The organism is Hymenobacter cavernae, from assembly GCF_014641455.1.
GTDB classification, from domain to species: domain Bacteria; phylum Bacteroidota; class Bacteroidia; order Cytophagales; family Hymenobacteraceae; genus Hymenobacter; species Hymenobacter cavernae.
Map to the genome: position 1 here is coordinate 47541 of NZ_BMHT01000008.1, position 13311 is coordinate 60851.

Genomic DNA, 13311 nt, shown 5'->3' on the forward strand with positions numbered 1-13311 from the left:
TATGGCATGAAAAAGCCCTCTCCAGGTGAGAGGGCTTTTCCTGATACAAAGCAGACAGCGTGCTAGTTCTTCACAACTTTGCTCACGACCTTCTGATCACCGAGTTGAATTGTAATGAAGTACGTACCAGGCTTCAGGTCGCGCATGTTCAGCTCACCCGTAGTGCTTAGTTGCTGCGTTCGGATAGTGCGACCCATCATGTCAGTCAGTTGCACCTGCGTGCCAGCTACCGGCAGCTGACCTAGGTTAATCGTCGCTATATCCTGTGTTGGGTTAGGATATACAGACACAGTAATTAGGGCGGCAGTATTTACAATAGTTACAACCGGTGAGTAGGAAACTTTACCATCTAGGTCTACTTGCTTGAGACGGTAGTAAGAGGACCCTGCTAGTGGCTGATTGTCGATTGCTTCGTAAGAAGTTTTATTAGCCGTAGTACCTTGGCCTTTTTGGTAGGAAACGCTCGTGAAGGCCTTTCCATCCTGACTGCGCTCTACATGGAAACCTTCGTTATTAACTTCGGAGGCCGTAGCCCAGCTTGCATATACATGCCCTTTCCGCAGTTTTGCATCGAACGAGATTAACTCAACGGGAAGAAATATGCCGGGCGCTACAATTCCCGAGACTGGAACGGAAGGCGTTTTATAGTTCTCTGCATTCTGCACTCCTACTGTAACCTGTTGATTGCTGCTATTCACATATGTGAACAGGTTATTAAATTCGTAAGAGTAGAAATAGTAGGCTCTATTCTTATCTAAACCTGTAATAGTAGCGGAAGAAGCTGAACCAGCATATACTACATAATAGCCGGGTGCCACTTGCTGGCTGCTCGCTGTTCCACCGTAAATGCCACTATTGATGTCGTAAGAAGTCCCATCCACCGGTTGCGAGCCCGCCGGCAGCGTACTATTGAGACTAACAACTATTAATCGATTCTCACCATACCCTTGCGTATTACTCTGACTGTTATAACCTGCTGGCAAGTTAAAGTTTACCACAGCTGTTCCAGCTTCTAAGTCCCGTTGAACATTAATGCTAGCAGCAACATCATTAATAGGCTGGTTTGCAATGGCATTACCAGTTAGAGTACCATTGTTTGTACCATCCGTATTGCTGCTGAATGTCTGCGGAGTCTTGATGTTTGAATCATTAGTTTGGTACAACAGCGAAGTAGTCGACTTACCTAAGTATGTAGGATTATAGCGTACATAAATCGTTTTTGTCGCGCTGTAAGTACTCGCATCCGGGTTGATAACTACTGTACTGCCCCAAGTAGTATTGTCTTCTGAAACTTCGTATTGAGGTGTTTTGGAAGGGTTAAACTGATTATCATCAGCTGCGATTGATAATGTAATTGGCTTAAGAACCCGTTTAGCGCTGATGGCCATTGTTTGACCTGCCATTGCACCAGAACCTAACACTACATTGGCAGCCGGTGTGAAGGCATTTGCTAACTCTACGGAGGGCATACTAGTCCCCGATACCTGAATAGTTTTGGTAGTAGCTGGTTGACTAGTAATGAATATGTTAACGTTATTTACATCACGGGCATCTGTTGGCAAGTACCGGAAATATATTGGCACCCCGCTAACATTATAGCTCGTCACATTTCCTTCACTATCACGTGGACCTGCAATCTTGATTGTATTGCCAGTTGCTCCCGCTGTAATATCTGAGAAGTCTGTTTTAAATGATACTTGAAATAAGCTTGGAGCAGTGATCGTAATATCACTTTGCAGGTTAGTACCTGCAACAGTATACGTTTGGTAAGCAGAGGCTACATTGGGCACCGTAGAGAATTTGGTCGGCGCTGCTCCCGATGGCGTCAGTTCAGCATCCGCACCATTGTTAATAGCGCTAATTGCTACTTGTGCTGAAACATTATCCTTGGAATCTACTAGACTGATCTCCCCAGTAAAGGCCCCTATAGGCGCGCCAGAGGTAGTTCTTACTTCAATGGTCTTAGTCAAACTTCCATTAGCGGAGCTAGGAGTTAACGACATAGTGGAAACGAATCCACCACCAGCATCAGGGTCACGGAACTGAACGGCCGTACTAGCCGTGAGTGTAATCGTACCCGTTAGATTATTACCTTTCACCTGAAAGGGCAACGTTTTGCCAGAACCGTTGGCCGCAACATTGCCAAAGTCTAAGCTAGGAGGAGTTACAGTAAGGGTAGGTGCAAAGGAAGTTCCAGTGCCACTAACAGTGACTGTTGTGCCACTTGCACCATCCGAATCTAACGTTATTATTTCTGAAAAGTCGCCGAGTTGCGTAGGGGCAAACTGAACGTATACAGTTGTATTGACATTGCCACTGGTTGGTATCAACGTAACATTATTCGAAAAGCCAGTCGTGCTGGTGCTAATCGTGAAAGGAGAATCGGCAGGCAAAGTAATGTTCACAGGATTTGTTAGTTCACTGCTCTTTACAACGAAAGACTGTGTTACTGTCTGACTGGTTGGTAGTGGACCAAAATTCAAGCTAGCAGGCGTTACTTGCAAGACGGGCGTACCCGTTAATTGCACATCGTCCATCCGAAACTCGCGAGCGGCACTACTATTTGCTGGCTTTCGAAAACGGAGACTTAGATTGGAAGTGCCTGCCCCACCCGCAAGTGTAGCATCTTTAAGACTCCAGGTACTATTAGCTGATGTGCTATTATATGCTTCAATCCAACCTGCGCCCTTATTTGCATTGTACTCAACAATAAAAGATGAACCCGACGTTGAAGCACTGTACAACTTGAAATATAGCCTCAGATCTTGCAGGTAAGAGGTATTAATATTATCTATCTGAAAAGTATATTCGCCAGCGGCGGTTGGAGCACCAGCTTGGGGGCCAAAGAAGATAGATGGTAATGATGGTGGATTCGTACCCACCGCCGGCGCACTCCCTGCTCCAACTGCAGTGCCCGAAAAAATAAATTGAGTATTCTTGAAAGCTCCCCGGTCATTAGCATGGGTAATACTTTCACGGGAACCTATACCTCCTGCCGTGTAGGTGGGGGTAGTTGAGGACCCTCCTGTGCCGGGGGTATCCCCCATATTCTCCGTGAATGTCTGTGCACTGCTTGCGAGGGAGACAAACAACAATGGTACAACCATTGAGAGAACCCACAGAGGAGGTCGCAAGTAGTGTAGTAAACTATTCAGGTAAGAGTTTTTCATGGTATGGTGGGGATGATTAGGGACAATAAATTATTTGAAAAAACCAATTTGAATCTCCAACACTTTAAAAGTTGAATCATCATTGAGTAGCAGACAACAATACGGAGGAGATCAATAAGCGGACCTGCATATTTTCAACTACATTTATAACTTTTTCAATAAATCAGTTTACAAAAGGTATACTCATTCGATAGAACTAACCATAATTCGTGCCAAACGAAATAGCCTTATAGGCAATAATAAAAGCCCACAAGCATCTTACCCCCAATCCTATGCAATTTCAAGCTAGCTATGTATCTATCTAGGTAATATCAATATATCGCTCAATATTCAGCAGGCACATTCACTATCATCCTACTTTTATTTATCAATAGGCATAAAGCCGCCTACCAGCAAGATCTTATAGGCTCATAGCAGCAACTTAGAATTATTAAATACCTTTCAGCAAGTTATTTATACAGATTACCATTATAGAATATACTGCACATAAGCATAGGCCTTCGAAGAGTAGCGCAGTCCGGCTATCTTACCAAAGCGAAGACGTTCCTATCTACCAAGCACACCTAGCTAAGCCCGTACCAGAATGGTATAGGCGAATCTACTCTCAAACTGGAAGGCTTATTCCCACAAAGGGTAATGCTCGAGACGCACTTGCTGCCCGAAGAAAATGCGGGTGCTTTCCTCAAAGGAGCGGGTGAAATCAGAGACGTAGAAGAGATGCTCCGGTAGAGAGGAAGTCGCAGGAGCCTTCAGCTGATTCGCTTCCAGATATGCTTTTACATGCTGAGCAACGACATCAGAGGCATCCAGCACAGCTACGCTGCCCTGATAATACGCTTTGATTTCCTCCTGGATCAAAGGATAATGAGTGCAGCCCAGAACCAGCGCCTCAATCCCATCCAGATGAGGATTAGCTAGGTAAGTGCGGATAATATTATCACTAATGTTATTCTCAAAGAAACCTTCTTCAATCATCGGGACCAGCAGCGGAGTGGCAAGGGCGTGCAGTTCTACTCCGGCATCCAGGTCGTCAATCTTCTTTTTATAGACGTTGGAGTTGACGGTCTGCTTGGTACCAATCAGGCCGACTGAGCGCCCGGCGTACGCTTCCCCGATGTGTGCTACAATAGGATCAATCACATTAAGTACCCGCGCTTTACTGCCGACATACTCACGCACCAACTCGTAGGCGGCAGCCGAAGCGGAGTTGCAGGCAATCAGAATAACCTTGCACTGCTGGCGTAGCAGCAAATCGCAGATCTTGATGCTATACGCCTGAATAGCAGCCTGCGACTTGTCGCCGTACGGGAGGTGAGCAGTATCGCCAAAGTAGATCAGCCGCTCGTGGGGCAGCACACGGTTGACAGCCCGAGCGACCGTCAGGCCGCCGATGCCGCTGTCGAATACACCAATGGGGCGGGTAGTCAGGTCGGAAGAGGAAGTGGGTGCCATACGGGGCGAAGGTACAATGATCAGCTGCTAATTTGCCGGTAGCGCGTAGCAGCATCGTGGTGACAGCACGAAGCTAGGTTGGCCATCAAAACCACATTTACCAAGCCATATTCCTCTTGGTTGCCTCACGAATAGCAACTATCGAATAACAACTTATATATTAGCTGCCAATCCATCCTCTTTGCGCAGATGAGCAAAATTCTGGAAGAAATCGACCACGCTCTGGCCGCCTACGACTCCAGCCAGGGCCGCCCAATAGCCATAGAGCTAGGGGAACGTAAATACACACAGCTTGTGCTCGATGTAGCCCATTTATACTCCGCTGGCGGCGATTTAACCACCAACACGGGCCGACCGTTGGCTTACCGCGGGCTTGAGATTCTGCGCGATGATGTGCATGTGGATCAGGTAAGAGTCATCTGAACCACAGATTCTGGCGGCTTTTTCGAATTACATGGATTCTATGAACGATTCTTTTGGCTGAAAATAACGGCCTTTAGGAATTTACTAAGGCGGCTTTTCGTAGTGAATTGAACCTTAGCGCCCACAGAATTCGTGGCAGCCGAAAAATCCGGAGGAATCCGTGGTTCAGAAATTACCTTTGTCCTATGAATCTTCTTTCTGCTGAAAATATCTCAAAAAATTACGCCGACCGTTGGCTGTTCCGTGACCTAGCTTTTGGCTTGAGCCAAGGGCAGCGTGTGGCGCTGGTAGGCATTAACGGGGCCGGCAAAACGACCCTGCTGCGCATCTTGGCTGGTCAGGAGCAACCCGACACTGGTTCGGTGAGCGTGCGCAAAGACATCCGCGTGGCCTTCCTGGGTCAGCAACCGGTATTCGATGAAGCGCTGACGGTTGAGCAAACCATTTTTGCCAGCCAGAATGATACGCTGGCTGCCATCCGCGACTATGAGCACGTGGTGAACGACCCCAACCACAAGCCCGACGACTTGCAGCGCGTAATGGAGCGTATGGACGCGCTAAACGCCTGGGACTACGACTCGCAGGTGAAACAAATCCTAGGTCGGCTGGGCATCCTGGGTGAGCTGCTCGACCGGAAAGTAAGTATGCTTTCGGGAGGGCAGCGCAAGCGCGTAGCTTTGGCTCGCGTGCTCATTGAAGAGCCTGAAATCTTGATACTTGACGAGCCGACCAACCACCTCGACCTAGATACCATTGAGTGGCTGGAAAACCGATTGGCTTCGCCTTCGCTCACCTTATTAATGGTGACCCACGACCGCTACTTCCTGGATAAAGTCGCCAACGAAATAGTGGAACTGGACCAAGGTCGGGTGCATCGTTACCAGGGCAATTACTCCTACTTCGTGGAGAAGAAAGCCGAGCGGGAGCAGATGGAAGTAGCTGAGGTAGAGAAGGCCCGCAACTTGCTGCGCAAAGAACTGGAGTGGATGCGTCGCCAGCCGCAGGCGCGCGGCACCAAGCAGAAGGCGCGTATTGATGCTTTCTACGAAACGCAGGAGAAAGCCAAAACCAAAATCGGTGGGCCGCAGCTGGAGCTGTCGGTGAAGACGACGCGGCAGGGCGGCAAAATCATTGAGGTCGAGCACCTGCACAAGCAATTCGGCGACAAGGTGGTGCTGCAGGACTTCAGCTACGTATTCAAGAAAAAGGACCGTATCGGTCTGATCGGGCCAAACGGTGCGGGCAAGTCGACGCTATTGAACATGCTCACGGGCAAGCTAGGTCCGGATAGCGGCGCCATCGACAAAGGTCAGAACACCGTGTTCGGCTACTACACGCAGAACGAGCTGGAGTTCGACGAAACGCAGCGCGTGATTGACATCGTGAAGGAAGTGGCCGAAGTAGTGGAAATGGCTAATGGTGACGTTGTTACGGCTTCGCAGTTTTTGCAGCACTTCCAGTTTCCGCCCGCCCAGCAGTACACGCTCGTGAGCAAGCTGAGCGGAGGCGAAAAGCGCCGCTTGCAACTGCTGCGCGTGCTGATCAAGAACCCGAACTTCCTCATTCTTGACGAGCCGACCAACGATCTGGATATCATCACGCTTAATATCCTGGAGGAATTCCTACTCAACTTCACGGGCTGTCTGCTCATCGTGTCGCACGACCGTTACTTCATGGATGCCCTGGTAGAGCACGTATTTGTGCTGGAGCCCGGCGGCAATCTGCGCAACTTCCCCGGCAACTACACCGACTACCGCGAGTGGCAGAAGGAGCATAATGCCGCCGAGTACGCGCAGGAAGCCGCCCGCACGGCCAAAGCCGCCGCTGGCGTGGCGCCTTCGGCGGCTCCGGTTGTGAAGGAGGTGGCACCAGCAGCACCCAAGCGCAAAGCTAGCTTTGCGGAGAAAAAAGAATATGAGCAGCTAGAGGCAGACATCGAGCGCCTTGAAGCGCAGAAGCAACAACTAATCGACCAGTTGAATGCAGGCCAGGGCACGCACCAGCAGCTCGCTGATTGGTCGGCGCAGCTTAAGCGCACCGACGCGGATCTGGACGCCAAAGGCGAGCGGTGGCTGGAACTGGCTGAGTTAATGTAGGACGCGAGCCGCACAAAAAGAAGCCTCTGCTGATACCAGCAGAGGCTTCTTTTTGTGTACCTAGGTTTTGAGTTATGCGTAATCTTTGCCTGCTATGTTGGTCAGCTACAAGCAAATCCACGTTACGTCTACTGCCAGTTAAATGACAGGATAACGCGTAAAGCCAGGGCAATGCCAGGTTTTACCTGTTGAGCTATAAGCGCACCAAGCAGTGTGTGTCGTCTGCACCAGTCAACATTCAAAACTCAGCACTCAAGATTTCCTTTACGCTTTCCACACTTCCTTGCGCACCTTCTTGCCTACCGACAGAATCAGGCGGGTAGGATTGGGGACGAGCACGAGGCGGGCTTCCTTGCCCGGAAATTCGTCGGAGTCAACCCAGACGCCTTCCTTGTGCGAGGGCACGTAGTCGGTGTCGCCACCTAGGTCGTTGGGCAGGTAGGCGGTGGGCAACAGCACGTCGGTATCCGGGCAAAGCTGCTCGTGTACTTTCTCCAGCACTTCTTCCAGATACGGGCCGTATTCTTCGTTGAAATCGTCTTCGAGGTCGTGTAGCTCCTCCTCGATGTCATCGTAGCTGTCGTGGTTGTAAGGCAGCTTGTGCAGCGCCTGCTTCTTTTCGATCAGCGTTACGAGGGCGCGGTTGAGGTCCTCTTTATTCATAGCCACAGGTCAATAAGGTTTGTTCGCAAAGGTGCGTACTATTCTACAAATCTACTACATGACATGGAGTTGTGCCATGAGTAGGAGTCTCTTACGGCCAGAGCTACTTAATCGATGGCAAAAGGCTATTTTTACTCCTCTACCATTCCCACCCAATCTTCCACCCCACCCATGGAAACTCTATCCTCCCCCACCCCAGCCGCGGCGCAGCCCGCCACCGACTTCCTGCCCCTGAAAGGCACTGATTATCTTGAGTTCTACGTCGGCAATGCCAAGCAATCGGCGTACTACTACCAAGCAGCCTTTGGCTTCGAGCTGGTGGCTTACGCCGGACCCGAAACCGGCCTGCGCGACCGGGCCAGCTACGTGCTTCAGCAGAATAAAATCCGGCTGGTGCTCACCACTTCCCTCCTCCCCGATTCGGAGATTTCGGAGCATGTGCGCCGCCACGGCGACGGCGTGAAGGTGATGGCGCTGTGGGTTGACGATGCCCGCAAGTCCTTCGAGGAAACCACCAAACGAGGCGCCCGCGCCGCTTTCGAGCCCTACACGATTTTCGATGAGCACGGTGAAGTGACCCTAGCCGGGATTTACACCTATGGCGAAACCATTCACACTTTTGTAGAGCGCACCAACTACATGGGTCCGTTCATGCCGGGCTTTGTGGCGCGCACCAGCACTGTGCCGCAGGGCAACCCCGTTGGCCTGCACTACATCGACCACTGCGTGGGCAACGTAGGCTGGGGCCAGATGAACCAGTGGGTCAAGTTTTACGAGGATGTAATGGGCTTTAAGCTGCTCATCACCTTCGACGACGACGACATCAGCACTGAGTACTCTGCCCTGATGTCGAAGGTCGTTTCCAACGGCAACGGCTACGTCAAATTCCCCATTAATGAGCCAGCCGAGGGCAAGAAGAAGTCGCAGATTGAAGAGTACCTCGACTACTACCACGAGGCTGGTGTTCAGCACATTGCGGTTATCACCCACGATATTCGGGCCACCGTCGCGGAGCTTCGCCGGCGTGGTGTGGAGTTCCTGAGCGTGCCCGCTACCTATTACGAAGACGTGCTCGACCGGGTCGGCGCTATCGACGAGGACCTAGGTTCGCTGAAAGCCCTAAACTTGCTCGTTGACCGCGATGAAGAAGGCTATCTGCTGCAAATTTTCACCAAGCCCGTAGAAGATCGGCCCACTGTTTTCTACGAAATCATTCAGCGCAAAGGTGCCAAGAGCTTCGGCAAAGGCAACTTCAAAGCCCTGTTCGAATCGATTGAGCGCGAGCAGGCGCTACGCGGTAATCTCTAAGCGTAGTTAGATTGGAACGTCATAACTAATAAAACGTCATTTCGACCAGCGGGAGAAATCTCGCGTGCAATAGTAAACCCTAATGATCAGAGTTACTATTGCACGCGAGATTTCTCCCGCTGGTCGACATGACGTTCTAGCGAAGCACACGAGGTTTCTCCCGTCGGTCGGAACAACGTTCAACGCCTTTTCGCACCTAGGTACCTAGCTTTTACTTGCTGCCGACCAGCACGCCACTTACAAAGTAGTTACCAGTTTCAGTGCGTAAGTTGTACACCTCCCATGCTGTGCCGGCGGGTTGCCGATCAGCCAGGTGCGTTGTTTCTACCTCATTTTCGTTGAGGCGCAGCACCTCGTCGGAGGGTTGCAGCTGGTCGGCGCGGAGTGCTTGCCGGTCCGCAGTAATGATGGGGTGATTAGGTGTCATCAGCAACTTTATCGCGGGGGTGGCAAGTGCAGCGGCCGTACCTAGGTCGGCGTACACGGCGGGCGTACCAATAGTGAGCTGCACGAGCGCATAGTCATGGTCGCTGTGAATATCAACGCGTTGCACGCGGACCGGACGTAAACGCCCCATAGCGGCATCGTAGCCCAACACTTCATCACCGGGACGAATTCTGCTGATATGCACCTGACGGCCATCGGGCAGATTGACGCGCGCGGAAGGCGGAAAGCAGGTAGCCAGCTCGCATTTAAACGGCTTGTTATAATCAGCGGTCAGTTCGCAATACTTGCTGTTCAGCTCATAAATGGCCTGACTGTAGCCCGCCAACTGCGTTATCTCCTGCAACATCAGCTGCTGACCTCCAGCCAGAGAAGAAACAAACGCTTTTTCCTGCGGCCGCTTGATGTCGTCGCCATAGTGAATCTTGGCTAGCTCCGTCTGAAATGGCGTGCTGCGCGCAATCAGCTCCTTTTTCCGGGCCTGCCAGGCGGCGGCTAGCTGCGGCATGTACTTGGCCATCAGGTCGAGGCGCTGCTTTTGGTAGCTGCGGTATTGGTCGTAGTTGCGTTGCTGTCCTTGGCAGTCTCCTTCGCGCGCCTCTACCCGCGGACGTGCGGCGGCCTCTTTGCTTACGGCTTCGAGGCTAGCTTGTAGCTGCTGCTGTAAGCGCAAAAAAGCATCCGGGCTGTTGGCTTCTGCGGCGATGATTCCGGCCAGCTTCGCGTTGGCTTCCATGGCGGCGGTAGCCACAAGCGGAGCCAGCGGAGCAGTGGTTTTGGCAGGGCCAGCCACGGCTTTGAGCTGCGTTTCATCGAGGCCGTGCTTGCGCATGAGTTGCTGCATATAGGCATCCTGTTCGGCCTCCGACTTCTTCTCCCATGCTGCCCGAAAGCCAGGGTTTTGCATTTGCTGCATAAAATCGGCTTGTGCGGCCTGGAAAGCGGGATTATTCACCATGCGCTGCTGCGTGGAGCCGGGCGCGGCCATCTGCTTCTGCAGGTACTGCGCCTTTTCCACGTCGCTCATTTGCGAAAACTTGGCGGTGAAGGCCGGGTCTTGCATCTGCTGGGCCAGCTGCACCGCTTGCGCATTACTGCCGGGTATATTGGCGGCCTGCTGCATGTAAGCTAGCTTTTGGGCCTCACTCATGTTCTCCACCCCGGCCTCTGTTACCCGCTGACTAACAGCCTTCATGTCAGCTTCTTCCTTGCTTTGTTCTGCCGTGCGGCTGCTGGCGATGGTCTGGCTAAGCTGTGCCACCTGCCGCTCTAAGTCAGCAAAGCCCGCTGGGAGCTTCAGGGTGCAATTGGGGACCGTGGGCGGCGCTGGTACCTTATCGAACAGCGGTATGATTTCGGTTTTGACGGGCTTTTGCGCAAACGCGGCTGCAATGGGCAACAACGCCAGCAGTAAGGCCATGAGAAAGAACAGGAAGTTGACGAGACGGTGTGTGGATTGCATAGCAACAAAATGTGAAAGATGTACTTGCTGCCAGCTTGGTTCAACGATCAGCAGCAAGCAGCTTTTGCGGCTGCAAGTGCGGCAAAAAACAGACGCCGTTCAATCGCATATGTATGTGACACCTAGCTTTCTACGGAAGCTATAACTACTACTCAAAACGTCGCCGCTACCACGCGCAGCCTCTTGCTTTGCCGGCATTGTAGGCATCAATACCTAGGTTTGAATGCGTTTTGCTCTTGGTTCTTAAAGGCTGTTGCTCAACAAACTTCGGCAGACATAGAATATTCTATTACAATGATATAATGTGAAATTATCCTTAATGTTGCACCTAGCTTTCCACACCGGAAAGCTCTTTTTCGTAGCACACGTAAGCACAGATAGTCACCGGCATGGTTTGCTGGCATTATTTGTTTTCTTTACCCTCCTAATCAATCCTTGATTCCTGTACAATGGCCCTCACCCCTGAAATTCAGCAGAAAGTAAATACTTGGCTAAACGGCAGTTACGACGCCGACACCCAAGCCGAAATCCGGCAGATGCTTGCCGATAATCAGGAAGACACCCTCAACGATGCGTTTTACCGCAACCTGGAGTTCGGCACCGGCGGCCTGCGCGGTATCATGGGCGTGGGCTCCAACCGCATGAATCGCTACACGCTGGGCATGGCCACGCAGGGTTTGTGCAACTACCTGCTTAAGTCGTTCCCAAACCAGGAGATTAAAGTGGCCATTGCCCATGACTCGCGCAACAACAGCAAGCTGTTTGCGCGCATCACGGCGGGCATCTTCTCGGCTAACGGCATCACGGTTTACCTCTTTGAGGATCTGCGGCCTACGCCTGAGCTGTCGTACACCATCCGCCATTTGCATTGCCAGAGCGGCGTTGTTATCACGGCTTCGCACAACCCGAAGGAGTACAACGGCTACAAAGTATACTGGCAGGACGGCGCCCAGGTAGTAGCGCCCCACGACAAGAACATTATCCAAGAAGTCAACAACATACACTCGGTTGATGAGGTGAAGTTTGCAGCCGATGAGTCGCGCATTCACATGATCGGCGCCGACATTGATGAGGCGTACCTGAGCGAGGTAGAGAAGCTAAGCATCAATCCGGCTGCTATTCAGCGCCAGCACGACCTGAAGATCGTGTACACGCCCCTGCACGGCACCGGTATTACGCTGGTACCGAAGATTTTGCAGCGTTTTGGTTTCACCAACGTGCACATCGTGCAGGAGCAGGCCACGCCCGACGGCAACTTTCCCACGGTGCAGTCGCCGAACCCGGAGGAGAAAGTAGCCATGCAGATGGCCCTCGACCAGGCCAAACAGCTGGATGCCGACCTCGTAATTGCTACCGACCCGGACTCCGACCGCGTGGGCATTGGTGTGAAAAACCAGCAAGGTGAGTGGGTGCTGGTAAACGGCAACCAGACGGCCGCGTTGCTCACGCACTACCTGCTCTCAGCCCGCGCCCAGGCCGGCAAGATGACCGACCAGGACTACATCGTGTACACCATCGTGACGAGCGACGTGCTGGGCGATATTGGCCGGGCGCACGGCGTGAAGTCGTACCAGACGCTCACCGGCTTCAAGTACATTGCCGGCATCATCCGTGAGCTGGAAGGCCGCGAAACCTACATCGGAGGCGGCGAGGAAAGCTACGGCTACATGATCGGCGACTTCGTGCGCGATAAGGACGCTATTTCGGCCTGCGCCATGATTGCTGAGATGGCGGCCGTGGCCAAAGACAAAGGCCAGACGCTGTATGAGGCGCTCGTGCAGATGTACGCCACTTACGGCTTGTACCAGGAAAACCTCATTTCGCTGACCAAAAAAGGCCAGCGCGGCGCCGAAGAAATCCAGGAGATGATGCGCGACCTGCGCGCCAACCCGCCGGCTACCATCGCGGGTTCGCCGGTCGTGGAAGTTCGCGACTACGACCTAGGTCACATCCGCAACCTGCACACAGGCGAGCAGTTCCCAACGGGTTTGGAGAAGTCGAACGTGCTACAGTTCATCACCGAAGATGGCAGCAAGATTTCGGCTCGCCCGTCGGGCACCGAGCCTAAAATCAAGTTCTATTTCAGCGTGAAGCACCCGCTCGCCTCGGCCGTTGACTTTGATATGGTGAACAAGAAGCTTTCGGACCGCATCAATGCTATCATCGAGGATATGCAGCTAAAGTAAGAAGCTGTCTTCTTCCGTTTATTTAGTTTGCAAGGAGCTTGGTTGATGAAACCAAGCTCCTTTTTTGTGTAGCTGTGCAGCTTAAAAAGCTAGGTTTCAGTCCCACA

8 protein-coding genes are annotated in these 13311 nt (G+C 52.0%); 4 read left to right on the top strand and 4 right to left on the bottom strand.

The window, feature by feature from the left end:
- Positions 1-62: 62 nt before the first annotated feature.
- Both IEX74_RS19660 and murI read right to left on the bottom strand, forming a co-directional pair.
- Positions 63-3170 (bottom strand): T9SS type A sorting domain-containing protein, encoded by a 3108-nt coding sequence (locus IEX74_RS19660; protein WP_188815745.1) that lies wholly within the window; start codon positions 3168-3170, stop codon positions 63-65.
- 618 nt (positions 3171-3788) lie between these two features.
- Positions 3789-4622: a glutamate racemase gene (murI, locus tag IEX74_RS19665; RefSeq protein WP_188815746.1), complete on the bottom strand. Its 834-nt coding sequence runs from the start codon at positions 4620-4622 to the stop codon at positions 3789-3791.
- Positions 4623-4811: 189 nt separating this feature from the next.
- Between murI and IEX74_RS19670 the strand changes: the two genes are divergently transcribed.
- Both IEX74_RS19670 and IEX74_RS19675 read left to right on the top strand, forming a co-directional pair.
- Positions 4812-5045 carry a hypothetical protein gene (locus tag IEX74_RS19670; protein WP_188815747.1) on the top strand — a complete coding sequence of 78 codons (234 nt, stop codon included), beginning with the start codon at positions 4812-4814 and terminating at the stop codon, positions 5043-5045.
- Between the two features lie 185 nt (positions 5046-5230).
- Positions 5231-7141 (top strand): ABC-F family ATP-binding cassette domain-containing protein, encoded by a 1911-nt coding sequence (locus tag IEX74_RS19675; protein ID WP_188815748.1) that lies wholly within the window; start codon positions 5231-5233, stop codon positions 7139-7141.
- Positions 7142-7405: 264 nt separating this feature from the next.
- Here IEX74_RS19675 and IEX74_RS19680 read toward each other — a convergent pair whose 3' ends face one another.
- Positions 7406-7804 (bottom strand): hypothetical protein, encoded by a 399-nt coding sequence (locus tag IEX74_RS19680; protein WP_188815749.1) that lies wholly within the window; start codon positions 7802-7804, stop codon positions 7406-7408.
- 171 nt (positions 7805-7975) lie between these two features.
- On the opposite strand from IEX74_RS19680, the gene hppD reads away from it, so the two are divergent.
- Positions 7976-9112, top strand: coding sequence for a 4-hydroxyphenylpyruvate dioxygenase (gene hppD / locus IEX74_RS19685; protein ID WP_188815750.1), 1137 nt, complete (start codon positions 7976-7978; stop codon positions 9110-9112).
- A gap of 211 nt (positions 9113-9323) precedes the next feature.
- On the opposite strand, the gene IEX74_RS19690 is transcribed toward hppD, so the two are convergent.
- Entirely contained in the window at positions 9324-11018 is a 1695-nt protein-coding gene (locus IEX74_RS19690) for a Hint domain-containing protein (RefSeq protein WP_188815751.1), read from the bottom strand.
- 449 nt (positions 11019-11467) lie between these two features.
- Between IEX74_RS19690 and IEX74_RS19695 the strand changes: the two genes are divergently transcribed.
- Positions 11468-13204: a phospho-sugar mutase gene (locus tag IEX74_RS19695; protein WP_188815752.1), complete on the top strand. Its 1737-nt coding sequence runs from the start codon at positions 11468-11470 to the stop codon at positions 13202-13204.
- The last annotated feature ends 107 nt before the right edge of the window (positions 13205-13311 follow it).

Bases quoted from the DNA above. Each gene is read 5' to 3' on its own strand.
- IEX74_RS19690 (WP_188815751.1), bottom strand. From the start codon at position 11,018: ATGCAATCCACACACCGTCTCGTCAACTTCCTGTTCTTTCTCATGGCC.
- hppD (WP_188815750.1), top strand. From the start codon at position 7,976: ATGGAAACTCTATCCTCCCCCACCCCAGCCGCGGCGCAGCCCGCCACC.
- murI (WP_188815746.1), bottom strand. From the start codon at position 4,622: ATGGCACCCACTTCCTCTTCCGACCTGACTACCCGCCCCATTGGTGTA.
- IEX74_RS19695 (WP_188815752.1), top strand. From the start codon at position 11,468: ATGGCCCTCACCCCTGAAATTCAGCAGAAAGTAAATACTTGGCTAAAC.
- IEX74_RS19670 (WP_188815747.1), top strand. From the start codon at position 4,812: ATGAGCAAAATTCTGGAAGAAATCGACCACGCTCTGGCCGCCTACGAC.
- IEX74_RS19660 (WP_188815745.1), bottom strand. From the start codon at position 3,170: ATGAAAAACTCTTACCTGAATAGTTTACTACACTACTTGCGACCTCCT.
- IEX74_RS19675 (WP_188815748.1), top strand. From the start codon at position 5,231: ATGAATCTTCTTTCTGCTGAAAATATCTCAAAAAATTACGCCGACCGT.
- IEX74_RS19680 (WP_188815749.1), bottom strand. From the start codon at position 7,804: ATGAATAAAGAGGACCTCAACCGCGCCCTCGTAACGCTGATCGAAAAG.